The following is a 23,310-nucleotide window of genomic DNA, read 5'->3' on the forward strand; positions in this document are numbered from 1 at the left end:
TGAGGGCCGCTACTTCCGCTACCGCCGCTACCGTGCAGGTCAGGAGCCTGTTCGAGGTAGCGGGAAGGGGTAGCGGTAGCGGATGGGTAGCGGCGCGGTAGCGGCAGAGTCCGGCGCTTGCCGCTACCACATCGCTGCTGGTCAAGCAGCGTTTTCCATGCCCGGTAGCGGAGGTAGCGGACTTTCCGGGGGTGGGGGGCAGTAGCGGGCCCACGCGTCCCAGAGGTCGGTGGCGTAGTAGCCCTTGAGGACGCTGCCGGCGGCCTTGATGTTGCGGGAGGTGATCGGCTCGTTGTCGGCCGTCATGTACTCGGCGAGCATCTTGGACAGACGCCGGTTGTCGAGCGGTTTGCCGCCGAGGTCGGCCCAGGGGGCGTCGTCCATGGCGTTGAGCCGGTCGAGGATGGCGACGGTGGGGAGGCGGTCGATGCCGACCATGACGTGGTCGCGCAGGTCGGTCAGCAGCCGCACGCCCAGGCTTCCCTTGTCGTTGGCGCGGGAGGCTTTGACCACGGTCAGGCAGGCTTCCCGTGCCCGCTCGGGCCAGTCGCCGCCGGCGGCGTCGGCGATGGCGAGGAGCGGTTCCCACACGTCGGCCGGGCGGTCGGCGACTCCGTCGGGCATGTCCGGCCACGCCCCCATGACGAACCCTCGTACCTGCTCCGCCCATGCGGCGAGCCGGTCACGCAGCTTGTGCCCCTCCGCCTCGTGGATGCGGGCCCGGAAGGGTTCGACCTTCTCGTTCCTGGCCCGGCGGCGCATGCGGATGATGACGGAGCGGGTCAGGATCGTGTCGGGCAGCGAGCCGAGTCCGGCGACCGCGACCGCGCAGTACGAGGGGAACGCCTGGACGGTCTGGTTGCCGCCGTCGCCGATGCACCGGTAGGTGACTCCGGTGCGGCGGTGTCCGGCGTTGAGGAACCCGCGCAACTCCTCGTTGTCGCCGGCCTTGGGGCCGAAGACGGTGTCGATCTCGTCGAACAGGATCGTGGGCTTGCCGCCGGGCCCGGAGACGGACCGGAACAGGGCGGCGGCGGACGCGTTCACGGCCGTCATCGGCTGCGGCACGAGGGTTTCCACGATCTCCAGCGCCCGTGTCTTGCCCGACCCCGGTTCCGGGCTCAGGAAGGCGATGCGGGGGGTGGAGTCGAAGCAGTCGAGCAGGTGGGCGTGCGCGTCCCACAGGGCGACCGCGACGAACGCGGCGTCGGTGGGGAAGACGTTGAAGCGACGGTGGAAGGCTTCCACCTCGTCCAGCAGGGCAGCGCCGTCGATGGCGGGCGGGGTCATGCGGCGGTCCTCCGTTCGGTCGGCGCGGCGGGGGTGCCGGTGCAGAAGTGCTTGTGGGCCGCGTAGTCGGTGACCAGATCGGCCACGGCCCTTTGGCCGGTGGCGGTGGCGATGTGACCGCATGGGCAGGCGTAGGCGGCGCTGGGGGTGTCGCCGTAGCGCTTGGACCAGCGGGCCCCGTCATGGGGGTGCCGGTAGACCGGCGGGGCGTAGATGCGGATCCCAGGGCACTCGGGCGTCGGGTCACTGCCAACAGCAACGGGGACGCCCTTACGGGCGGCGACCGTCGGCGCGCCGACGGCCGTCGTGTCCACAGCCTGTGGAGCGGCATGCAACCCGGTCGGGGTGGGGGTGATGCTCTTCAGAGGGGGGCGGGCCGGGGCGCTCATGCCGCGCCTCGGCGGGTCTGGTTGTGGGCGATGGACCAGTTGAGGGCGCTGCGGAGGGTGGAGCGGCACTCGGCGACGGTGAGTCCGGCCGCCTCCCCCGCCTCCTGAAGAGCCTGCTCCACCACGTGCCGGGGGAGGTCGCCCCACGCGACGAAGCGTCCCAGGGCGCGGGCGGCGCGGAACAACGTCCCTTCCCGCGCCCCGGGTTGGGCCGTGGCGACGTTCCGCGTCTCGGCGGTGAGCGCTACATCCGCATATCGGCGGGATTGCCCCGCTACGGTCATCGAGGGGGCCTGAGACGGCTTGGGGGCCGGTCGCAGGATGCATTGCAGCCATCCGGGCAGTACGGCCGTCTCAGGGCCGCACAGCGCCTCGTACGGTCCGGCGGGGGTGAGGGATCCGGCGGCGACGACGTATCCGCCCCATGCCCGGGTGTCGACCAACTCCCCGATCGCGCCTGCCGTGTTGGGCAGGCGGACGCCGGCGGGGGCGGTGAAGTACAGGTGCTCACCGCCGCTCGCGGTCCGCACCCGGTAGGTGGCGGGGACGGCGTGGCCGGCGCGCTCGCAGAGCGCTCGAAAGGTCGTCGCGCCGTCAGGCGCGTCCGAACTGCCCTTGTCCTTCAGCACGTCCAAGTCGATGACGACCAGTCCGGAGGGGCCGGTGGCGATGCCGACGTTGAACACCCCGTGCGACCAGGTGGCGCGGATGCGGTCCGGGTCGGTGGTGGCACGCTGCTCCCACTTCAGATGCCCGTGGGTGCAGGGGCCGGTGCGGGGGCACGCGGACTCGCCGTGCAGGGCGGGCCGCTTGGTGCCCGGGCGCAGGGGGAAGACGTGCCAGCCGCGTTCCGCGGCGGTCAGGGCAGCGTTCAGGAGGGTCTGGTTCATGCGGCGCTCCGGTCGGTCAGGAGCATCTGGTGGTGGGTGGGGATGGCGTTGATGACGCGCTCGCGCCACTTCAGGGCGTAGTCGATGCAGTTGGCGCAGTTCTTGTGCGTGTGGCCGAGCAGCGGGGGCCGGCGGCGGGCGTGGGAGCTCCAGGCGGCGGAGTCCGCGGAGGCGAGCAGGTGACCGACGCGTTCCAGGCCGAGGATTTTGAAGCCGAAGCCGTGCAGCTTGAAGCCGTGCGCGGCCATGGCCGTGACGATCGCGGCCCCCTGGCGGGTGGACTGCAACCGGCACACCGAGCCCAGCCCGACGACCGGTTCGGCCCGCAGGTCCACCCCCGCCTTCTCGTACAGCTCCACGCACCGCTCGTAGGCGGGGATGGTGTCCCCCTGGATCACGGGGGCGATGCGCAGATCGGGGGCGAGGGAGCGCAGTTCGAGGAAGTTGGCCACGGTGCGGCGCTGGTGTTCGGCGACGCTGAGATGGGTGCCGACGAAGTACTGACCGCCGAACCAGCCGCCCTCGATGATCGCTTTCTCGCACATCCAGTCTTGCGGGGCGGCCCAGTCGTAGGGGCCGACGTGCTCCCAGATGCGGCGCAGGTCATCGACGTACCGTCGGGGCGGGCGGGTCCATGTGCCCTTGTCCTTCAGCTCCATAAAGCCGCCCGAGTCGATGGCGTAGGGGCCGCGGGCTTCGTCCCACTTGACGGCACGGTCGAAGTGCTCCGACTTGAGGAACAGCGGCACATCGGTGAGGCGCAGCCAGTGCCGCTTGTGGGTGGTCAGGTAGAACCGCATCTCGCCCGCGGCGGGAGCTCCCGCGGGCGGGGTCTGGATGGCCGGCGGTAAGGCTCGCCGGACGGTGGTGGGTTGCGTCATGCTGGTCTTCTCCAGTTCCTTGATGGGTTCTGGCTGGCAAGGGCGGCCCCGCGTTCTTTGGCGAGAGGTGGGGGCCGCCCTTGGCGTAGCTACTGGTCGCGGGTGGTCATAAGGGCGTACTGCTGGCGGACGTAGGCGCGCGGCTTGCGATCGGCGTGGGCGTCGTCGAGGTCGACCAGGAACACGGCCGCGGTGTGGGCGGTGTCGTCGTCGCGGCGGTCGGCTCCGTCGGTGAGGGCGATCCGGTCGAGGACGGCGGCCTTGCGCAGGTAGTAGTCCCGTTCCATCGCGGTGAAGCACTTGGCGGTGTTGAGGGTGCGGGCGATCCAGTCGAGTTCGCTGTGGATGCTGGGGGCGGTGGCGTAGGCCTGCTCGGGGTCGGGCCAGACGTCGGCGTGGTCGGCGTCGAGGTAGAGGCGCACACGGTGGCCATCGCGGGCAGGGCGGACGGTGACGCGGCCGGCCTTGAACGCGGTCTCCAGCGCGGTGGTGACGCGGTCGGTGTCGGTGGGGTCGCAGATGACGCGGATCTCGAACACAGGGGCTCCTGTCAGCCGTGGAAGTGGTTGCGCTTGAAGGTGGCCTTGCGGATGTGGACCGTCGTTCCGTGCTCGCCGTGGTCGCGTCCGTTGAAGATCTGCACGGCGATCCAGCCGCCGAAGACGACGGCGGCGAGGGTGATGAGCTGGGTGATGAGCGCGGCGAGCGCGGCGATGAACGTGGTGAGCAGCAGTAGTCCGCCGCAGACGGCGAGGAACCCGACGCCGCCGAGGGCGACGTTCACCGCCGTCCGCGAGACGGCCGGCTTGGCGACGTGCGGCGCGGCGTGGTGGGTGGGGACGGCGTAGCCGGTGACGACGCGGCCGTCGGGCAGGACGACGCTCGCGACCGCCGGCACGTCGTGCGGCTGCACCGGGGCGAGCGGCGCGGCCAAGGCCACGTGGGCGGGGGCGATCGGGGTGGGCCGGTGGACTTCCGGGGCCCGTATCGCGGGCGGACGGTGGGTGTGGTCGGGGTACATGCGGAATCCCTTCCGGTGCTTGGTCGGGGAGGCAGGGACACCCCCTGCCGGGGGCGCTGCGGAGGGGGTTTCGGGGGTGCTGACCTGCGCGCCTCCCCACCTCCCCAATCGGGTGTTTTCGCTGATCAAGGCGGGGGAGGCAGGGGTGGGGAGGCGGTTGGGGAGTTCTCCCCGCCTCCCCGGCACGGGAGGGCGCGCCTCCCCGCTACTGGGAGGCGGAAGCGGAACCGTCGGCGTCGCGGTCGGCGAGGGCGCGGGTGACGTCCTCGGTGCGGACGACCATGCGGCCGTGCGACTTCTTCGCCTCGATGCCGTCGGCGTCCAGGACGCGGGTGAGGTCGCCGAACGACCAGTCGTTGTAGGCACCCGGGGCCAGTGCGGCGAGCCGCTTGATGACGTCCTGGGTGAGCACCCGCTTCTCGTCGCCGAGGACGGTGAAGATGTCGGCGAGCGGGTCGCGCTCCTCGTCCCGGTCGATGCTGCGCAGGGTGGTGACGCCGTCGCGGATGGCCTTGGCGCGGTCGGTGATGGCCTTGGCCTCGTCGTCGTCGATGTAGTGCGTGCGCACCGTCAGAGACGACTGCCCCTTGGGGATCTCGATCCCGTCGGAGGCCACGACCAGAGTTCCCTTGTCCAGGCCCTGCCGCAGCAGGTGCGGCGCGGCCCCGCCGTTGACGGCCTTCTCCCCCAGCGCCATGACGGCCTGCGACTCGGTGCCCAGCGCGAGCGAGGCGCGGGTGTGCGCTCCCTCACGGACCAGCTTGGGAAGGTTCTGGTCGGTGGGGTCCTGCGTGCCCTGCCACATCAGCACGTCGACCGCACGCCCCTGGTTGTGGATCTTGCGGACGCCCATGAAGTACCGGGACGTGGCCTTGGAGCCGCCGTAGGGCCGCTTCTGGTCGTCCACGGCCGGGCACATGAACGCCACCTGCGCCTCGTCCACGATGCAGATCAGCGGATCGAACACCGCGCCGGGGTCGAGCCGGCGCTCCTCGATCCGGCGGTTCATCTCGTCCAAGGCGTCCTCGACCATCTCGGTCGCCTCGATCACGTGCTCATCCGTCGGACCCTGAATCAGCACCGTGGCCAAGCCGTCGAACATGGCCCAGTCGCCCACGCCCTTCAGATCGGCGACCCGAAACTCGATCCGCCTGTCCAGCGCGGCCCACAGCGCCAGCGCCCGAAGCGACGCGGTCTTGCCCTGGTTCGACAGACCCGTGATCAGCAGATGCCGCTGATACAGGCTCAGCGATGCCGCGTCGCCGCGCAGGTCCTGCCCCCACGGGGCCTTGCCCTTGACGTAGTCGGCGGTCATCGACTCGTCCGTGACCAGCGGCGAGGGGCCGATCGGCTCGTCCAGCGCCCCGGAGTCGGCGATCCACAGCCGGACCGTGCGCGCGGCCTCCGGGATGGTGATGAACACCTCGTGCTCGTGCCGGGAGAGGTTCTCCGCGAGCTTGCGACGCTTGGCCTGCACCTCGTTGGTGGCCACCCCGGAGGGCAGGGTGACGTCGACCTCGACGCCGCATCCGGCGATCCGGATCGGCCCGAGCATGGACGCGCCGGCGTCGCCCATCTCCTTGATGGCGTTGCGCAGCGCGGGCACGCCGAGGTCGCGCAGGGCCTTGACCACGATGGACGGGGTGATCGGCTCGCCCTCGCCGTTGCGCACGTTCGCGGGCATCGCCCACGCGGGGGCGGCCTGCTGATGCTGGCCGACCGCCCACAGTGCGAGCAGGGCCAGGAACGGCCCGAGGGAGATGAGCGGGCCCCACACCACCTGCACGATGGTGATGAGGAGGTTGATGAAGTCCACCGTGGCCATCAGCGGCGTGACGACGTCGGTCACGTCTTTGGTGGCGATCGCCATGACGACCCCGAGGGCGACCAGGGAGCCGATGCCCATGCCGGTGGTGACCGCGACCCCCTTGGCCGCGTCCACCGGGGAGTGGAGCAGGTCCATGCGGCGGCGGTGCCGGGCGTCGCGGTAGCGCTGGGCACGCTCCTCCCACTCCATCGCCGCGTCCATGTCGCCCGCGGCTTCCGCCGCGCGCATGAACCGCTCGTAGCGGGCGGCGGTCTTGCCGTCCCACGTGCGGCGGCCCACGATCCTCGCTCCGCCGAGGACGTACAGGCCGTGCCGGGCGACCGCGCGGCCGGCGGTGCGGGTGTTCTCGTGCGTGACGGCGGTCTTCACCGCGCGCCCGGAGCGCACCCACAGCGGCACGGGTGCCGGCGGGGCCGGGTCGGGGACCACGGTCAGCGTGGTCACGGTGGCCGGTTCGGCGGGCGGGGCGGTGTTCTTGTGCAGGTGGACGACGGTGTCACCCATGACGGGAGCACTCCTGACTGCCCTGGACGGGGCGGGAAGTTGAGGGCACCCCGCCCGGCAACCCGGGCGGGGAGGAGGGTGGTTCAGCGGCCGTGACGGGCGCGGTTCTCGCGGTGGCTGAGCTGGGACGGCTCGGTGCGCGGGCCGTCCAGCCAGCAGAACGGGCGGATGCCGTCGGCGGCCTTGAACACGCGGATGGCCGTACCGGGCGCGGCGTGCGGGAGGGCGTAGACGCGTCCGCCGTCGAGGGAGGCGAGCATGCGGGCACCGTGGTGCTCGCAGCCGTCCGCGCCGCCGTTGAAGCGGTCCAGCACGGTCACCACGACCTCACCGCCGCACGGGGTGGGGTCTTCCGGGTGCGCGGCCGGGCAACGGCCGCTCGCGGGCGGAATGTTCACCACCAGCGGGAGGCCTTCTTGGCGGCCTTGGCGGCGGCGTGGTCGCGCACGATCCGCTGACGCTCCATGTGCAGCGCGGTCAGCTCGGCCGTCAGCCGGGTGACCGCCTGCTCGGAGACGGAGTCCAGGCGCTGTTCGGCGCGGGCCGGGCTCTTGCCGCGCAGGACGCGGTACGAGCCGCCGGCGAGCGCTCCGAGGACGGCGCGCCGCTCCGAACTGGTCAGGGGCCACATCTCGCCCCGGCGGACCGCTTCCAGCTTGCGGGTGGCCTTCTCGATCTCGCGGTCGAGGCGGCGGGTGTCGGGCTTGCCCATCAGGAACTCCTCAAGGGCTCGGCGGGGGTGGGGTAGGCGCAGGGCGTGCAGGTGCCGAGGGACGGCGGGATGACGTATCCGGCGTCGCGGCGGCAGGCGGGGCAGACGCGGCGGGCGGCGTTGGCCTTGGCCAGAGCCGCCCACTTCGCGGGGGTCATGGGCCGTACCGGCTTGGCGAGGTCGACGCGGTAGAGGTAGGCGACCAGCGGGGGCCGGCGGCGGCGCGGCCGTTCGAGCTGGGCGGCCACGTCCTGTCCGCCGGGGCGCAGGTTCCGCGCCCGGAGCTGGCGGCGGGTGGCGTAGCCGTCCGGGGCCAGGTGCCACCGGAACACGGGCAGCGCGCCCATCAGGCGACGCGCTTCCACGCGGCGCGCAGGCGGACTTCGGAGGCGGCGTGGCCGGTGGCGCGGAAGCGGGCGGCCATCTCGCGGTAGGACAGGGCCGGGGTCTGGCTGTGGCGGATCCGGTCGACCAGCGCGTCAAGCTCCGCGTCGGTGAGCGCGGGCCCGGCTTCCAGCGCGGGAACCGGCTCCGTCGGCCCCCACACCGGGAGTTCCCAGCGGGGTGTGACGCCGGGCGTGACGGGGGTCGTCACGCTGGTCAGCGCCCTGCCGGTGTCCTCCCCGGTGCGGGCCGTCGCCAGCGTCGACCAGGCGGCGGCGAGGGTGGCGGCGGTCCTGGCCTGGACGCGGGCGACGCGCGCCCCCGCCTGCGTCACGGCCGTCAGCCGCGTCTCCTCGGTGGCCGCCTCGGCGCGCAGCCGGGCGCGGGCCACGGCCGCCTCGTCGCGCGCCTCCTGCTGGATGCCACGGATCGCTCCGAGGGCGGCGGGGGTGAGCGCGGTGCGCTCCCACATGCCGTGCACCAGCCACAGGGCCTTGGCCGCGATGGGGAGCCAGGCGACGGCCAGCCACGCGCCGGCCGACGACTCGGCGGTGAGGGCGTGCGCGATGAGGACGCCGGCGGCGATGAGGCCGAACGACCAGCCCACGGCGGTGACCGTGCGGCTGTGGTCACCCTGGGCGGCCAGACGGCGTTCGTAGGCGAGGGTGGCCAGCCATCCCCCGTCGATGCCGAGTCCAACGATCAGCGCGACCGGCCACGGCATGACCGCACCGAGCCACATCACGACCACGGCGAGGGTGAGCACCATGGACACCGCGGTCATCGCCACGGCGGGCAGCGCGGTCTTCGCCCTCATGCCGCACCCGCCAGGGCGAGGACGGCGGCCAGGATCAGCAGGGCGACGCCGGCGCAGGTGGCGTCGACCGCGCGGCGCAGGCAGGTGAACTTGGCGACCGCCAGCTTGGACAGTCCGGCGACGTCGGCGGCGAGGTCGCCGCCGTTGACGGTGGCGGTGATTTCCTCCGGGGTGAGCGTGGCCCACAGCGGGAAGCCGTGCCGGCCGCGCAGGTTCGGCCGCGTCGACCGCAGCAGCAGCACGGCCGCCCCGATGAGCACGGCCATCCCGAGCCCGCCGGCGACGCAGGCGGGAACGGTCAGCGGGACGTCGCGGGCGAGGGTGGCGACGCCGGCGAGGACCGCGCCGACGAATGCCAGCAACAGCCCCGTCTTCGTGTCCGTGCGGGTGATCTCCGCCTTCACCTCGGCGTGCGCGGCCTGGAGGGCCGTCTGCGTCCCGGCGTTCACGCGGCACCGCCCGGCACGATCGTGTCGGTGGCGCGGTTGGCCAGCGTCCGGCGGGCGGCCAGCACCCGGTTCCGGGCCCGGCGGATCCGCCGCTCGTCCACCTCGTTCACGGGGCGGTCCATGGCCTTGATCTGCGCGTCCAACAGGTCGACCTCCGCCAGGATCAGCGGAGACTCCAGCTCGATCGCGTCCAGCTCCGCGAGCGTCGGCTCACGGTCGAACCCCTTGGCGGTAACAACCACCTGAAGTGCACCGATGTGCTTCATGGGTCGTGATTCCTCTCCTACAGGAACGGCCCTACTGCGGTCCCGGTGTTCCCGCACCGGGACCGCGCCGTTGAAGTCGGAACATCCGGCTCCCCTCAGCGCTGCACGTACGAGACGTGCAGCGGAGGCAACCGGCCGCAGCAGGCGCTGCGGAGATTGAGTTGCGCTGTTCCTCACACGGGAGTGAGCCCGCGTGGCCGCCTACTTGGCCGAGGAGAGGCGGCGTGATCCCCATTCAGTTGTCAAAGGGCCTGCGCTTCCTTCGTACTCACCCCTGCGGGCTTTCCTCCGGGCGCAATACGTGCAGGTCAGGCAGCCGCGCTCAACCACCCCCGCCTTGCCTAGGGGGGGTTGCCGCCTTGCTTGATAGGTACCGTAGGCAAATCCGAGGCTGCGCGCAACCCCCTCTCGCGGTAGAGTTCGATAGCCCCCCTAGGCGATGTTGGGAGAGACGTGCAGGACGACATGGAGAAGGTCTCCGGGATCACAGACCCCGTTGACCGCGCCAAAGGCGCAATCGACCTGATGGCGCGGTACCAGAGCCACGTGAACGAGCTGTCGCGCATCCGTCGGGAAGCGATCGAAGAGGCTCAGGCATCGGGCATGACGCAAGCCGAGATCGCGAAGCGACTAGGCGTCAGCCGGGGACGCGTAGGACAGCTCGCGTCAGCCGGCCCCCCGCCAGAGCGCGCCTTCTTCGGCACCGACCTGGTCACGGTGTCCCTCGGCGGCAAGTACGAAGCAGGGAAGACTCCCGACCAGCGCCCCAACGAGGTCGTCGCTCGGGAAGACCTCAACAACTTCGAGCACCTTCGGAAGCTGTTGGGCGGCATGAAGCTGGACACCCAGTACGAGGTGATCCCGCCCACCGGGATCGTGAACCTCAACCGTGAAAACCACGTCGTGGTCTGCGGGCCCCGCCTCTCTCCGATCGTGGCGCAGGTACTCGAAGGTGACGACAACCTTCGGTTTGCCAAGGACAGCGCGTGGCACCTGGTGGACCAGGTGGCGGGGAAGGAGTACCGATCCCCGCAGGATGAAGACGGATCGGCTGGTGACGTCGGGTACCTGGGCCGGCTCCCTCGTCTGGACGGGAAGGGGACATTCCTCTACATCGCAGGTATCCACGCCATTGGAGCGAACGGAGTCGTTCACTTCCTGGAAAACAACCTGGCAGAGCTCTACCGAGAGGTTCGCACCCGTCGCTTTTCCACTCTGATTTCCTGCCGCTACGACCCGAAGACACTTGACGTCTTGGAGAGTCGGCGCGTTACCCCGTTGTACCGACATGAAGGTTGATCATGCGAGTCGCGATCGACACACAACCCGGCGGAGTGGCCCCCAACGAGGATTGGGTCGCTGGCACGCCGGCGCTCGCCGTCGTGCTAGACGGTCTAAGCACTGCGGGCCTAGACACGGGATGCGAGCATGGCGTGCCCTGGTATGTGGCGCACCTTGGCAGTCAGATTGTCAGCGCATTCGCAGACCCGAACACTTCGCTGACCGTCGGCTTGGCAAGGGCGCTCGAACGGGTGGCGGCATTGCACCCTCAGTGCGACCTCAGCAATCCCGGTACGCCCTCTGCCACCGTCGCAATACTTCGGGAACGACACGGCTTCCTTGATCACCTAGTTTTGGCGGACTCCCCCATCATTTTCGATGGCCACCAAGACATTTCCGTGATCACGGATCTACGAGTGGATCAGGTCCTTCCCGAGTTGAAGGCCGAAGTCGCTCGGCACGAGACCCATACGGCGGGGCACAAACAGGCTCTGAGGAACTTGGTGGCTGCGCAGAGAGAAACCCGCAATACGGCCACTGGATACTGGGTTGCGGCCGCCAATCCCGAGGCAGCGAACCAGGCACTGACTGGCACGGTTCCCGCCGGCGACGTACGCGCCGCAGCCCTGCTGTCTGACGGCGCGGCGTGCCTCGTGACGGATTACGCCATGTCGACCTGGCCCGAAGTCTTCACGACGCTTCGAGTCGCGGGACCCAGAGGTTTGATCGACACCGTCCGGAAGGTGGAGGCCACCGATCCAAGTGGCCAACGATGGCCCCGCTACAAGTCCGGCGACGATGCCGCCGTGGCCTTCTGTCAGTGGTGATCGTGGCTGCTCTGTGCGGCGGTCTTCCGTCTCACTCCGTCTCAGTTTCCGTCTCATTCAACTCCGTCCGAAGCCGTTCACGGCGGTCCGCGCTTCGGACGCGCGTACGGCAATGAACGAGGTTGAACAGGAGCGGATCGGACTCTGACCAGCCCGGACAAACCTGCAAAGCGAGTTACGTGGGTTCGATTCCCGCCACGGCCTCAAGTGCCTTGAACAGGCGAAACGAAAGGGCGGCACCCTGGTAAGGGTGCCGCCCTTTCGCCGTCCGTCTGAGTTTGTCCGCGCCAGCGGTGCTGTGCTGGCGGCGGCCGAGCGGAACACCGGTGAATCCTTCAGCGACTCCAACCTGTTCCGCTCGGCACTGGTCACGGCCCGCCTCGCCGAACCGTACCCGGAGCTGCTGGCCGCGAGTTCCCATCTCCTGGCGATGGGACGGGCGCCGGGCGCTGAGCTCTCCTAGGTCGCCTCCGGCCCCGTACGCCGTCCGCGACCTACGCGTAAAGCCCGCCCCCCGCCTCGTCCTCGAACACCCCCGGCCAATATCTCCAGCCGTCGTCGGTCGGGGTGGACGGTGTGGGGTCGGTGGAGGTGGGGTCCAGGGATTTGAGGGTGTGGGTCAGGGTGGTGGCGAGGTGGTCGTAGGCCTCGGTGAGGGTGTGGTCGGTGTCCAGGGTTCTGGCTCGGTGGATCAGCCAGAGGGTGAAGGCCAGGGTCGAGATGTCGGCGTTCAGGGGGCGCAGGGTCGCGTCCGGCTCGCTCCAGGAGAAGACCGCGCCCGTGGTGCCGTCGACGACCAGGGCGGTGTCCTCCAGCAGGCTGCCCAGGCGGAACAGGCGGTCCGTGAGGGCGGGGAGCGGGGCGTCGGTGTCGAGGGTGAACCAGACGCATTCCTCGGGCAGGCCCACCTCCAGCAGGAAGCGGCGGGTCGGCTCGTGGGTGAGCGTGGACGGGAGGTCGACGTCCTCGAAGCGGACGACGGCACGGGCGCCGAACTCCTCGTCCAGCAGGCGGGGCGGGAGGTCCAGGGCGAGGCCCGAGCGGGTGCCGGGGCCGGCGATCAGCGCGAGGGGGCGGATGACCGCCGCGATGCGCCAGAACGGCGGCACCTCGCCGTGCGACCCCGCTTCGTACAGGGCGAGGAGCTGGGCCGAGGCCTCCGCCACCGCCTCACGGCCGTACCGGCCCGCGTAGGCCGCGAACTGGCCTCGCAGCGCGGCCAGTTCGTCCGCCGCCGTCGCGAAGCGCACGAGCGTCTCCAGAGACGGCGCGAGCGGGCGGCGGTCCATCAGGTCGAGGCGGTCGTGGAAGAAGCACGTCGTCGTGACCTCCCCGGTCGCGCCGTCGAGCAGCACCGAGTCCGTCTGCGGGCCGTCCAGGCCGACGAGGCCTCCTATGACGAGCTGTTCACGCAGGTCCGCCGCCAGGCGGCACTCCGGGTCGTCCGTCGAGTCCGCCACCGTGCGCAGACCGTCCGCGCGCAGCGCGTCGAAGGTCAGCAGGCCGCCGACGCCCGGCAGTCCGGGGCCCGTCAGCCAGCGGCGCGTCGGCGCGTGCGTGACGTACGGGTCCAGCTCGGTGTCGGTGAAGGTGATCACCGCCGTGCCGGCGGCGGTACCGGTCGTGCCCATGTGGTTCCCCCGTGCGTGAAGTGTGCCGTCCTGGCGGCAGGCCGCGTCACCGCGCCCGCCGCTGTCCCACTTCCTCGAACACTACGCGGCACCACTGACAACGGGTCCTGCACCGGATAGACGTCGGAGCGCCCTCGCACGTTCCCGCCCGTGCGTCACGGGAGCCGGTCGCCCACCGGCCCGTCAGCCAGACACCCCGTCAGCCCCTCAGCCCGTCACCACCGCCGCCTGGGGTCTTATCGGCAGGCGGTTGACCGGGCGGCCCGTCGCCGCGCGGACGGCGGAGGCGATCGCCGCCGGGGACGTCACCACCGGGACCGCGCTGGCCGCCTTCGCGCCGAAGGGAGCCACCACGTCCCGCTCCTCGACCAGCTTCACGATGCGGATGTCGGGCGCGTCCAGAGCCGTCGGGAGGGCGTAGCCGGTGAGGTCGGGGTGGCGGACGAGGCCGCGCGGGGTGCGCAGGTTCTCGGTGAGCGCGATCCCGACGCCCTGGGTGACGCCCGCCTCGATCCGGGCGGTCAGCTGCGCCGGGTTCAGCACCCGGCCGACGTCCTGGGCGACCGCCAGCTCCACCACCCGCACCGAGCCCAGCTCGATGTCGACGTCCACGACCGCGCGGACCGCGCAGAACGCGAGCCCGACGAAGGCGTCGCCCTGGCCCGCGCCGTCCAGCGGCTCGGTCGGATGCGGGCGGCACTGGGCCGTCGCCCAGAGTTCCTTGCCGTGCAGTTCCTCGGCGACGGTGGTCGACAGGACGCCGTCGTACGAGGTGATCTTGCCGTCGGTGATCTGGAGGAGTTCGGTGGACATGCCGAACTTGTGGGCCAGGGGTTGCAGGAGCTGCGTGCGGACCATCTTCGCCGCGCGTTCCACCGCACCGCCGGAGACCCAGGTGTGACGGCCCCGGCAGCCCGCGCCTGCGGGCGGCTGGTCGGTGTCGACGGGCGCCACGTGCACCTCGTCGATGCCGAGGGTCTCCTGGACGATCTGACGGGCGAGGGTGGTGAAGCCCTGCCCGGTCTCCACCGCCGCGCACAGCACGGTGGCGACGCCGTCCTGGACCTTGACGGTGGCCGTGGAGACCTCGTCCGCGCCCTCCGCGCCGAGCATGTGGACCATGCCGAGGCCGTAGCCGACGCCCCGGCGCACCGCGCCCGGTTCGCCCGCGCCCTCGGGGCCGCCGGGCAGCAGCCAGTCCTCCTCGGGGGTGTCCTTCGGCAGCGGCGGGAGGGGGAACTCCTGGACGGCCTGGAGGAGTTCGGCGACCGGCGCGGGGCAGGTCACCGACTGGCCGGTGGGGAGCACGTCCCCGGTCGCCATGACGTTGCGCAGGCGCAGCTCCGCCGGGTCGACGCCGAGCCGCTTCGCCAGCTTGTCCATCTGCGCCTCGTAGGCGGCGCAGACCTGCATCGCGCCCTCGCCCCGGACATGGCCGGAGGGCGGGTTGTTGGTGCGGACGGCCCAGCCCTCGATGAAGGCGTTCGGGACGACGTAGGGGCCGCAGGCGAAGGAGACCGCGGCGGCCAGGGCCTCGGCGGAGGTGTCGGCGTAGGCGCCCGCGTCGAGCAGGATCTGCGCCTCGACCTTGACGAGCCGGCCCTCGGCGTCGGCGTGGTGGCGGTATCTGAGCAGGGTGGGGTGGCGGTGGGCGTGGCCGAGGAAGGACTCCTCGCGGGTCGCCGTCAGCTTCACCGGGCAGCCCGTCTTCAGGGCCAGCAGGCCGAGCGGGAGCTGGAAGCCCTGGTCCTCGCGGTCGGCGGTGGCGCCGGGCACGCCGGTGACGACGATCTTCACCCGATCGGCGGTCAGCCCGAAGCAGGAGGCGGCGGTGTCACGGTCGGCGTGCGGGTCGGTGGAGGCGAGGTAGAGCTCCACGCCGCCGTCGGGCCGGGGCACGGCGAGTCCGGCCTCGGCGCCGATGGGGGCGGGGTCGGCGCGGCCGATGCGGTACTGGCCCTCGACGACGATCTCGCCGGACGCTCCCGGGTCGCCGTGGTGCAGCGGGATGTGCCGGATCAGGTTGCCGTCCGGGTGCAGGGACTCCGCCTCGAAGGCCAGTTCGGGGTCGATCACCGGGTCGAGGATCTCGTACTCGACGATGACGGCCGCGGCGGCCATGCGCGCGGTGTCCGGGTGGTCGGCGGCGACCGCGGCGATGGGCTCGCCGTGGTGGCGTACGACGTCGGAGGCGAACACCGGGCGGTCGGCCCTGCCCCGGCCGTGCAGCGGGCTGCCGGGCACGTCCTCGTGGGTGACGACGGCCCGCACGCCGGGCATGTCACGCGCGTGGGACGTGTCGATCGACACGATGCGCGCGTGCGCGTGCGGGGAGCGCAGCACGGCCGCCCACAGCAGGCCCTCGGCCCACAGGTCGGCCGCGTAGGGGAAAGTGCCCTCCGTCTTGGCGCGGGCGTCGGCCGGTGGCAGCGAGGCGCCGAGGCCGTGCGGGAGCGGCTCGGGGGCCGGGGCGGCCTCCGCGGGGCTCGTCGCGGTGGCTGCTTCGTTGCTCACGCCTGGCCTCCGTCCTGGCCCTGTCCGTACACCGGGTCGTGCGGGTGGGGCTGTGCCGGGTTCTCGAACGCCGACGGGTGGACGCCGCCCGCGCCCGGACCCGCCTGATGGGGAATACGTGCCTCGTCGCCGTCCGTCTCAGCGTCCGCCGCGGCGTGCGCCTCGCGTTCGGCGACGACGTCCTCGACGGCCCGCAGGACGCCCCGGTAGCCGGAGCAGCGGCACAGGTTGCCGCAGAGCGCCTGGCGGGTCTCCAGCTCGGTGGGGGCGGGGTTGCCCTCCAGCAGGTCGTGCACGGTCATCGCCATGCCGGGCACGCAGAAACCGCACTGCACCGCCCCGCACCGGGCGAGCGCCCGCTGCACGTCCGAGGGCTGCCCGTCGACGGCGAGGCCCTCCACGGTGCGGATCTCGCTGCCGGCCGTGGTGACGGCCGGGACCAGGCAGGAGGCGACGAGACGGCCGTCCACCTGGACGTTGCAAGCCCCGCACTCGCCCTGCGAGCAGCCGTCCTTGGCGCCGGCGAGTCCGAGGCGCTCCCGCAGGACGTAGAGCAGGGACTCGCCGATCCAGGCGTCGGTGACGGGGCGGTCGGAGCCGTTGACGCGCAGGACGTAGGAGGCGAGGGGGTGTTCCTCGTGGAAGGGCGGGGCCTCGGCCGCGTGGCCGGCGGCGGGGTCCGTGCCCGGTTCCGTGCCGTGCTCGTCGTCCACGCGCGTGGACGACGTCGTGTCGTCGTCGGAGGCGGGGGCCTCGGACCGGAGGGCGGCGGACTCCGTCCGCGGGCCCTCGTCGGCCGTCCCGGTCGCGTCCCGGTCGGCGGACGGGCGGCCCTCGTCGGCGGCCTCCGCGTCCCCTATGGGCTCCGCGTCGCGTACGAGTTCGTCGTCCCGTGCGGCTTCGGCGTCCCCTGCGTCCCCTGTGTCGTCCGACTCGCGTGCGGGTCGTTCGTCCCATCCGGCGTCTTCGTCGCGTGCGGCGTCCGTGTCGCGTCGGGCCCCGGTGGCCGTCTCGGTCTCGTAGAGGCGCTCCGGGTCGCCGTAGCCGCCCTCCGAGCCGCTGTACGGGCCCTCGGAGCGCCTGTAAGCGCCCTCGGCGGCCCCGGGGGCGTCGTCGGCCCCGTCGGCGGGCTCGCGGCGCTCCACGGCGTCCACGCCGCCCTCGGCGGCCGGGAGTTCACGGGCGAACGCGGCGGCGTCCGCGGCGAACCGCGCGCGCTCCGCCGCGCGGCCCGCCTCGTCGGCAGTGCCGGGCTCCCGCGTCCACGGCTGCGCCGACGGGCTCACCGTGTCCGGCGCGGGCGCCGTCGCCCAGGGCGCGGCCGCGCCTCCGGGCAGGGTGGCCGGGGGCGTGCCGCCCCACTGCTCGACCAGGGACGAGGTGGTGAACTCGCCCGATTCGTCGGGAAGGTCGCCGCCCGCGACGGGGATGGACCATTGCCCGGTCACGTCGTGGCCGGGGGCGGGGGCAGCCGGGGTCTCGTCGAACGTCCACTGCCCGGTCGCGCCCGGGTGGTACGAGAACCGGTCGTCGCCCGCGGTCGAGCCGCTCGCGGGGTCCGGCCACTCGGCGCCGCCGGCCGGGGCGGGCCACGCGCCCGTGCCGGTCCCGTCGGCGTCGGGCCGGTCGGGCGCCGCCGCGATCCGCGGCGGGACGTACCCGTGTCCGGGGGCCGCGAGCGGGCTGTCGCCGCGTCCGGCGAGGAGGGCGTCGATGCCGCCCTCGGGAAGCTTCACGAAGGCGGTGGCGCCGTCGTCGTAGTCGCCCTGGGGCAGCGGGTCCCAGCGGCCTCCGCCCTGGGGCGCGCCCTGCCCTTGTCCGTGCTGGTCGTCGGTCACGACAGCGCCCTCCCCAGTGCTCGTCGGGCCAGCGCGGCGACGGTGCGCCGCAGGTGCAGTACTGCGGGCGGCAGCGGTTGCACGGATCCGTCCTCGGCGGGGACCGGGTCGGGGATGCAGGCGGCCGCGACGTACTCCCCGAAGGCGTTCAGGGCCTCGGGGACGATGGTGCGGCCGTTGTCCCAGTCGATGAGCCGGGCGACCCACTGCTCGGCCTCCAGGGGGCGCAGCGGCATCGGCGCTATGGCGCCGACGGCGCACCTGACCCCGCGCCGGGCGGGGTCGAGGACGAGGGCGACGGAGGCGGCGGCGCGCCCGGGGCCGGTGCGTCCGGTCGCCTTCAGGAAGACCTGCGGGGCGTGCAGCAGCGGCACGCGCACGAAGCCGATGAGTTCGCCGCCGCGCAGCATCTCCATGCCGGCCAGCAGATGCGACACCGGGATCTCGCGGCGGGCTCCGCCCGGGCCCGCGATGATCAGCGTCGCCTCCAGCGCGGCCAGCACGGGCAGCGCGTCGCCCGTGGGCGCGGCCGAGGCGATGTTGCCGCCCAGGGTGCCCGCGTTGCGGATGTGCGGCGGTCCCGCGGCGCGCGAGGCGGCGGCGAGCGCGGGGATGAGGGCGGCGAAGTCGGGGCGGCCCATACGCGCATGGGTGAGTCCCGCGCCGAGCAGCGCGTGGCCGTCCTGGTACTGCCAGCCGCGGATCTCGCTGATCCGGCCGAGGCCGACCAGGGCGGCGGGCCTGAGCTGGCCGGAGTTGACCGCGGCCATGAGGTCGGTGCCGCCGGCCACCGGCACGGCCGCGGGATGGGCCGTGAGGGCCGCCACGGCCTCGTCCAGTGTCGTGGGCAGCGTGACGGCCTGCGCCGCCTGCGGTGCGTGCGTGCTCAAAACCGGCTGCCCCTTCCCGCTGCCCCACCTGGTCCCGCCTGTGTTGCCGTACGGTACGTGCTGACAGGGCGGACGTGGCAACTCTGGCACATCTTCGCAACGCTCGAACGCGGGGGTCCGCTAGGAGGCATTCGCCCGCCTCACCAGCGAGATGGCCCGTTTTCGCACGGCATCGCCGGTGTGCTCGGATTGCCACTCTTCGGTGACCCTGCCGGGTTTCTCCCTGACGTGCGGCCTCCTCGCCGCCGGGCTGTCGGACTGCCGGGCCGTCGGCCTACCGGTCGGGGGGCGGGCCGTCGATCGGCCGGCCGAGTACTCCCGGCCGCTTCTGCCAGGGCTTGGGGCCGCCCGGTGGCCGGTAGGCGACGCCCAGGGCGTCAAGTCGCGCGTAGTGGGCCTGCATCCGCCGCTCGAAGCCGGCGAAGTCACGTTCCGCCGGGGCGGGCAGCCGGCTCCAGGCGACCTCGGCGAAGGCGGCGAGCCGGGGGAAGGCCTGGTAGTCCACGCGCGCGTGGTCCTCCATCGCCTCCGTCCACAGGTTGGCCTGCGTGCCCAGCACGTGCGCCGCCTCCCGCGGCGTCAGCTCCGGCGGCACGGGCTCGAACCGGTAGACGTCCTCCAGGGTGCGCACATAGCCGATCGGCACGGGCTCGTCGGCGCCGCCGTCCTGCCGGTGGTCCAGATAGACCCGCTGCTCGGGGCACATGACGACGTCGTGCCCCGCGCGCGCGGCGGCGATCCCGCCCGCGTACCCCCGCCACGACGACACGGCCGCGCCCGGGGCGAGGCCCCCTTCCAGGATCTCGTCCCAGCCGATGAGCCGACGCCCGCGCGCGGAGAGCCACTTGTCGAAGTGCGCGACGAACCACGCCTGGAGCTCGTCCTCGTCCGCGAGGCCGAGTTCCGCGATCCGCGCCTGCGCGGCCGGCGAGCGCCGCCACTGCTCCTTGGGGCATTCGTCGCCGCCGATGTGCACGAACCGCGAGGGGAAGAGTTCCAGGATCTCCTCGAACACCCCCTCGTAGAAGCGCAGGGTGTTGTCAGTGGGGGCCAGTACGTTGGGACTGACCCCCCAGGTGTCCCAGACGGAGAGGGCGGTGGTGTCGATGACGTCGGTGTTGCCGAGTTCCGGATACGCGGCGACGGCCGCCTGCGAGTGCCCGGGCACGTCTATCTCGGGGACGACGTCGATATGCCGCTCGGCGGCGTAGGCGACGACCTCCCGGATGTCGTCCCGCGTGTAGAAGCCGCCGTGCGGCCTCTCGTCCCACAGCGGTGAGGCGCGGTGGCCGAATTTCGTACGGGAGCGCCAGGAGCCGACCTCGGTGAGCCTCGGGTACCTCTCGATCTCGACGCGCCAGCCCTGATCGTCCGTGAGATGCAGATGGAGGACGTTCAGTTTGTGCGCGGCCATCAGGTCCAGGTAGCGCAGGACGCCGTCCTTGGGCATGAAGTGCCGGGCGACGTCGAGCAGGAGGCCGCGCCAGCGGAAGCGGGGGGCGTCCTCGACGGTGACCGCGGGGAGGTCCCAGGCCTTCTCGCGCCGCAGCGGGGCCCGGCGGAAGGCGTCGGGGCCGAGGAGTTGCCGGAAGGTCTGCGCGCCCCAGTGGACGCCGGCCGCGCCGCCGCCCTGGATCAGCAGGTCCGGGCCGTCGAGGACGAGCCGGTAGCCCTCCGGGGGCAGATCCGCCACGACGCTCAGCGCGATGCGGGAGCCGGGGCCGCCACCGCCCTCCGGGAGGTTCAGCCCGGTCGCCGCCCCGAGCTCCGACCGCAGCCGGCGTGCGACGCCCTCGGCGCCGGGCCCCGCCACCAGCCGCGTCGCCTCGTCGAGGCCGCAGGGTCCGCCGGGGCCGCCGCCGGACGCGGGTCCGGGGCCGTGGCGGATGACGCGCCGGGGCGCGGGGATCACGTCCGTCATGTGCGCGAGAGCGTCCACGGCCGGAGGCTAGTGACCTCGCGAACCCGGCCACAAGAGGTCTCGACCAATCTGTGCCGCCTCCCGGACGCCCCCCGGGGACGCCCCCGGACACCCCCGGCGGCGGAACGACGTGAAGGCCCTCGGGGCGCACGCCGAAAAGCGCGTGCCCCGAGGGCCTTCACGAAGTCGGGCGGCTACTTGTCGCCCTTGCCCTTGTCGTCGCCGCCGCCGACGCCCATGGACTCGTAGATCTCCTTGCACATGGGGCAGACGGGGTACTTCTTCGGGTCACGACCGGGCACCCAGACCTTGCCGCACAGCGCTACGACGGGGGTCCCGTCGAGAGCGCTCGCCATGATCTTGTCCTTCTGGACGTAGTGCGCGAAGCGCTCGTGGTCACCGTCACCGGACGACACCTGCGGCGTCGGCTCTACGAGGGTCCCCGTACCAGTGCCGCGCTCGGGCTCAAGAGTGCTCATGCGCCCAAGGGTACTGAAGCTCACACCCATCAGTTGAGCGAAGGGTCGTCCGGATACGTGGCCACCATCGCCAGTTCGTTGCGCTGCCTGCGCAGCACCTCGCGCCAGAGCTTCTCCGGCGCCGGCGAGGACACGTCGCCCGGCTCCGACTCGACGACGTACCAAGCGCCGTCCGCCAGCTCGTCCTCCAGCTGGCCCGGGCCCCAGCCGGCGTACCCGGCGAAGATCCGCAGCGAGCCCAGGGCCGAGGCGAGCAGCTCCGGCGGGGCCTCCAGATCGACGAGGCCGATCGCGCCGTGCACCCGCCGCCAGCCCAGGGGCGCGCCGTCGACGGCGGAGCCGCCGGGGATCACGGCGACGCCCAGCGCCGAGTCGAGGGAGACCGGGCCGCCCTGGAAGACGACGCCCGGTTCGCCGGTGAGATCCGCCCAGTCCTCCAGGATGTCGCCCACGCCCACCGGCGTCGGGCGGTTGAGGACGACGCCGAGCGAGCCCTCCTCGTCGTGGTCGAGGAGGAGCACCACCGCACGGTCGAAGTTCGGGTCCGCCAGGGCGGGGGTTGCCACGAGCAGCCGCCCTGTGAGCGAGGACACCTCGGTCATGCCAGACATGATCCCGCATCTTCCCTGGATAGGGGGAGGCGGTGGGGGCGGGCGGGTGAGTGCAGGTCGGGCTCACGGACGCGGTTCGGGCGCACGGACACGGAGACGGCCTTCCGGTGACCTTGCGTGCCCGTCGGGGAACCGTTCGTGTTGTGACACAGCCATGACGTCCCTGAGGGGCTCCTGGGCTTACGGGACAAGGCCACTCGGCGATTACTCTGTCTCTCTCTGGCCCTGCCCCACTTCCATGGAACGCGAGATACATGACCGTCAACGACGATGTCCTCCTTGTCCACGGCGGAACCCCGCTCGAGGGCGAGATCCGTGTCCGCGGTGCGAAGAACCTCGTGCCCAAGGCCATGGTCGCCGCCCTGCTGGGCAGTGAGCCGAGTCGGCTGCGCAACGTTCCGGACATCCGTGACGTGCGGGTCGTACGCGGCCTGCTGCAACTGCACGGGGTGACGGTCCGTCCGGGCGAGGAGCCGGGCGAGCTGGTGATGGACCCGACCTACGTCGAGAGCGCGAACGTCGCCGACATCGACGCGCACGCGGGCTCCAGCCGCATCCCGATCCTGTTCTGCGGCCCCCTGCTGCACCGCCTGGGGCACGCGTTCATCCCCGGTCTCGGCGGCTGCGACATCGGCGGCCGGCCCATCGACTTCCACTTCGACGTGCTGCGGCAGTTCGGCGCGAAGATCGAGAAGCGGGCGGACGGCCAGTACCTGGAGGCTCCGCAGCGGCTGCGCGGCACGAAGATCCGGCTGCCGTACCCGTCCGTCGGCGCGACCGAGCAGGTGCTGCTGACGGCCGTCCTCGCGGAGGGCGTCACGGAGCTCTCGAACGCGGCCGTGGAGCCGGAGATCGAGGACCTGATCTGCGTCCTTCAGAAGATGGGCGCCATCATCGCGATGGACACCGACCGCACGATCCGCATCACCGGTGTGGACAAACTCGGCGGTTACGACCACCGCGCCCTCTCGGACCGCCTGGAGGCCGCCTCCTGGGCGTCCGCCGCGCTGGCGACCGAGGGCAACATCTACGTCCGCGGCGCCCAGCAGCGGTCGATGATGACGTTCCTGAACACCTACCGCAAGGTGGGCGGGGCCTTCCGCATCGACGACGAGGGCATCCGCTTCTGGCACCCCGGCGGCCAGCTGAAGTCCATCGCGCTGGAGACGGACGTCCACCCCGGCTTCCAGACCGACTGGCAGCAGCCGCTGGTCGTCGCCCTGACGCAGGCCACGGGCCTGTCCATCGTCCACGAGACGGTGTACGAGTCCCGCCTCGGCTTCACCTCCGCGCTCAACCAGATGGGCGCGCACATCCAGCTCTACCGCGAGTGCCTGGGCGGCTCCGACTGCCGCTTCGGTCAGCGCAACTTCCTGCACTCCGCGGTCGTCTCCGGCCCCACGAAGCTCCAGGGCGCCGACCTGGTCATCCCCGACCTTCGCGGCGGCTTCTCCTACCTGATCGCCGCCCTGGCGGCCCAGGGCACCTCCCGGGTCCACGGCATCGACCTCATCAACCGAGGCTACGAGAACTTCATGGAGAAGCTCGTGGAACTGGGCGCGAAGGTGGAACTCCCGGGCAAGGCACTCGGCTGACGGCCGCCCGGCAACACCGGCCGGGGCAGCACCGCCCCGGGCCGGGGGTCCGGGGGTCGTCCCCCGGGCAGACACAGCATGGAGAAGCTCGTGGAGCTGGGCGCGAAGGTCGAACTCCCGGGCAAGGCACTCGGCTGACAGCCGCCCGGCAACACCGGCCGGGGCAGCACCGCCCCGGGCCGGGGGCTCCGGGGGTCGTCCCCCGGGCAGACACAGCATGGAGAAGCTCGTGGAGCTGGGCGCGAAGGTCGAACTCCCGGGCAAGGCGCTCGGCTGACGGCCGCCCGGCAAC

General features: G+C 72.2%; 23 protein-coding genes and 1 pseudogene. 4 read left to right on the forward strand and 20 right to left on the reverse strand.

The features are described from left to right. Nucleotides 1–141: 141 nt before the first annotated feature. The 13 genes from ACFYX4_RS06005 to ACFYX4_RS06065 all read right to left on the reverse strand — a co-directional run bounded on the left by ACFYX4_RS06005 (nt 142) and on the right by ACFYX4_RS06065 (nt 9,431). Nucleotides 142–1,290: a DUF3631 domain-containing protein gene (locus ACFYX4_RS06005; RefSeq protein WP_389326412.1), complete on the reverse strand. Its 1,149-nt coding sequence runs from the start codon at nt 1,288–1,290 to the stop codon at nt 142–144. After that, nucleotides 1,287–1,679 (reverse strand): hypothetical protein, encoded by a 393-nt coding sequence (locus ACFYX4_RS06010; RefSeq protein WP_389326415.1) that lies wholly within the window; start codon nt 1,677–1,679, stop codon nt 1,287–1,289. Before ACFYX4_RS06010 ends, ACFYX4_RS06005 begins: the two co-directional genes overlap by 4 nt. Beyond that, on the reverse strand, nt 1,676–2,569 hold the full coding sequence (locus ACFYX4_RS06015) for a bifunctional DNA primase/polymerase (protein ID WP_389326419.1): 894 nt from the start codon (nt 2,567–2,569) through the stop codon (nt 1,676–1,678). Before ACFYX4_RS06015 ends, ACFYX4_RS06010 begins: the two co-directional genes overlap by 4 nt. Further along, nucleotides 2,566–3,450 (reverse strand): hypothetical protein, encoded by an 885-nt coding sequence (locus tag ACFYX4_RS06020; protein WP_389326423.1) that lies wholly within the window; start codon nt 3,448–3,450, stop codon nt 2,566–2,568. The genes ACFYX4_RS06015 and ACFYX4_RS06020 overlap by 4 nt, the downstream gene beginning before the upstream one ends. 89 nt (nt 3,451–3,539) lie before the next feature. Further along, entirely contained in the window at nt 3,540–3,989 is a 450-nt protein-coding gene (locus ACFYX4_RS06025; protein WP_389326426.1) for a hypothetical protein, read from the reverse strand. Between the two features lie 11 nt (nt 3,990–4,000). Continuing rightward, nucleotides 4,001–4,471: a hypothetical protein gene (locus ACFYX4_RS06030; RefSeq protein ID WP_389326429.1), complete on the reverse strand. Its 471-nt coding sequence runs from the start codon at nt 4,469–4,471 to the stop codon at nt 4,001–4,003. 205 nt (nt 4,472–4,676) lie between these two features. Beyond that, the gene (locus tag ACFYX4_RS06035; RefSeq protein ID WP_389326432.1) at nt 4,677–6,803 is read right to left on the reverse strand and encodes an ATP-binding protein; all 2,127 of its coding nucleotides are present in this window, start codon (nt 6,801–6,803) and stop codon (nt 4,677–4,679) included. An 83-nt stretch (nt 6,804–6,886) separates the two neighbouring features. Then, nucleotides 6,887–7,204 carry a hypothetical protein gene (locus tag ACFYX4_RS06040; protein ID WP_389326435.1) on the reverse strand — a complete coding sequence of 106 codons (318 nt, stop codon included), beginning with the start codon at nt 7,202–7,204 and terminating at the stop codon, nt 6,887–6,889. Next, nucleotides 7,198–7,515: a hypothetical protein gene (locus ACFYX4_RS06045; protein WP_389326438.1), complete on the reverse strand. Its 318-nt coding sequence runs from the start codon at nt 7,513–7,515 to the stop codon at nt 7,198–7,200. The genes ACFYX4_RS06040 and ACFYX4_RS06045 overlap by 7 nt, the downstream gene beginning before the upstream one ends. Beyond that, nucleotides 7,515–7,862, reverse strand: coding sequence for an RRQRL motif-containing zinc-binding protein (locus tag ACFYX4_RS06050; protein ID WP_389326441.1), 348 nt, complete (start codon nt 7,860–7,862; stop codon nt 7,515–7,517). Before ACFYX4_RS06050 ends, ACFYX4_RS06045 begins: the two co-directional genes overlap by 1 nt. Next, on the reverse strand, nt 7,862–8,716 hold the full coding sequence (locus ACFYX4_RS06055; protein ID WP_389326444.1) for a protein spdB: 855 nt from the start codon (nt 8,714–8,716) through the stop codon (nt 7,862–7,864). Before ACFYX4_RS06055 ends, ACFYX4_RS06050 begins: the two co-directional genes overlap by 1 nt. Then, nucleotides 8,713–9,165 carry a Pycsar system effector family protein gene (locus tag ACFYX4_RS06060; protein ID WP_389326447.1) on the reverse strand — a complete coding sequence of 151 codons (453 nt, stop codon included), beginning with the start codon at nt 9,163–9,165 and terminating at the stop codon, nt 8,713–8,715. The genes ACFYX4_RS06055 and ACFYX4_RS06060 overlap by 4 nt, the downstream gene beginning before the upstream one ends. Further along, nucleotides 9,162–9,431 carry a DUF6284 family protein gene (locus ACFYX4_RS06065; RefSeq protein ID WP_389326450.1) on the reverse strand — a complete coding sequence of 90 codons (270 nt, stop codon included), beginning with the start codon at nt 9,429–9,431 and terminating at the stop codon, nt 9,162–9,164. The genes ACFYX4_RS06060 and ACFYX4_RS06065 overlap by 4 nt, the downstream gene beginning before the upstream one ends. Nucleotides 9,432–9,884: 453 nt before the next feature. Here ACFYX4_RS06065 and ACFYX4_RS06070 point away from each other — a divergent pair, with 453 nt between their 5' ends. The 3 genes and pseudogenes from ACFYX4_RS06070 to ACFYX4_RS06080 form a co-directional block, all read left to right on the forward strand. Next, nucleotides 9,885–10,730: a sigma factor-like helix-turn-helix DNA-binding protein gene (locus ACFYX4_RS06070; RefSeq protein ID WP_389326453.1), complete on the forward strand. Its 846-nt coding sequence runs from the start codon at nt 9,885–9,887 to the stop codon at nt 10,728–10,730. Nucleotides 10,731–10,732: 2 nt separating this feature from the next. Beyond that, on the forward strand, nt 10,733–11,539 hold the full coding sequence (locus ACFYX4_RS06075; RefSeq protein ID WP_389326456.1) for a hypothetical protein: 807 nt from the start codon (nt 10,733–10,735) through the stop codon (nt 11,537–11,539). Between the two features lie 295 nt (nt 11,540–11,834). After that, nucleotides 11,835–12,002, forward strand: a pseudogene (locus ACFYX4_RS06080) (SAM-dependent methyltransferase); the annotation flags it as partial. 31 nt (nt 12,003–12,033) lie between these two features. Here ACFYX4_RS06080 and ACFYX4_RS06085 read toward each other — a convergent pair. From ACFYX4_RS06085 to ACFYX4_RS06115, 7 genes are all read right to left on the reverse strand, one after another. Further along, nucleotides 12,034–13,170 (reverse strand): SUKH-4 family immunity protein, encoded by a 1,137-nt coding sequence (locus ACFYX4_RS06085; RefSeq protein ID WP_389326459.1) that lies wholly within the window; start codon nt 13,168–13,170, stop codon nt 12,034–12,036. A gap of 207 nt (nt 13,171–13,377) precedes the next feature. Then, nucleotides 13,378–15,684, reverse strand: coding sequence for a xanthine dehydrogenase family protein molybdopterin-binding subunit (locus ACFYX4_RS06090; RefSeq protein ID WP_389326462.1), 2,307 nt, complete (start codon nt 15,682–15,684; stop codon nt 13,378–13,380). Further along, a complete protein-coding gene (locus tag ACFYX4_RS06095) occupies nt 15,681–17,522 on the reverse strand; it encodes a 2Fe-2S iron-sulfur cluster-binding protein (RefSeq protein WP_389326465.1) in 1,842 nt (613 codons plus the stop codon). The genes ACFYX4_RS06090 and ACFYX4_RS06095 overlap by 4 nt, the downstream gene beginning before the upstream one ends. Next, a complete protein-coding gene (locus ACFYX4_RS06100; protein WP_389326468.1) occupies nt 17,519–18,412 on the reverse strand; it encodes an FAD binding domain-containing protein in 894 nt (297 codons plus the stop codon). Before ACFYX4_RS06100 ends, ACFYX4_RS06095 begins: the two co-directional genes overlap by 4 nt. Before the next feature lie 274 nt (nt 18,413–18,686). Next, a complete protein-coding gene (locus tag ACFYX4_RS06105) occupies nt 18,687–20,333 on the reverse strand; it encodes a beta-N-acetylhexosaminidase (RefSeq protein ID WP_389326795.1) in 1,647 nt (548 codons plus the stop codon). Nucleotides 20,334–20,527: 194 nt separating this feature from the next. Then, entirely contained in the window at nt 20,528–20,812 is a 285-nt protein-coding gene (locus tag ACFYX4_RS06110) for a DUF3039 domain-containing protein (RefSeq protein WP_389326471.1), read from the reverse strand. A gap of 29 nt (nt 20,813–20,841) precedes the next feature. Further along, nucleotides 20,842–21,414 (reverse strand): YqgE/AlgH family protein, encoded by a 573-nt coding sequence (locus ACFYX4_RS06115; RefSeq protein ID WP_389326474.1) that lies wholly within the window; start codon nt 21,412–21,414, stop codon nt 20,842–20,844. 263 nt (nt 21,415–21,677) lie between these two features. Between ACFYX4_RS06115 and murA the strand changes: the two genes are divergently transcribed. After that, the gene (murA, locus tag ACFYX4_RS06120) at nt 21,678–23,018 is read left to right on the forward strand and encodes a UDP-N-acetylglucosamine 1-carboxyvinyltransferase (protein WP_389326477.1); all 1,341 of its coding nucleotides are present in this window, start codon (nt 21,678–21,680) and stop codon (nt 23,016–23,018) included. Nucleotides 23,019–23,310: the final 292 nt, after the last annotated feature.

This window comes from Streptomyces sp. NPDC002328 (assembly GCF_042890065.1).
In the GTDB taxonomy this organism is placed as follows: domain Bacteria; phylum Actinomycetota; class Actinomycetes; order Streptomycetales; family Streptomycetaceae; genus Streptomyces.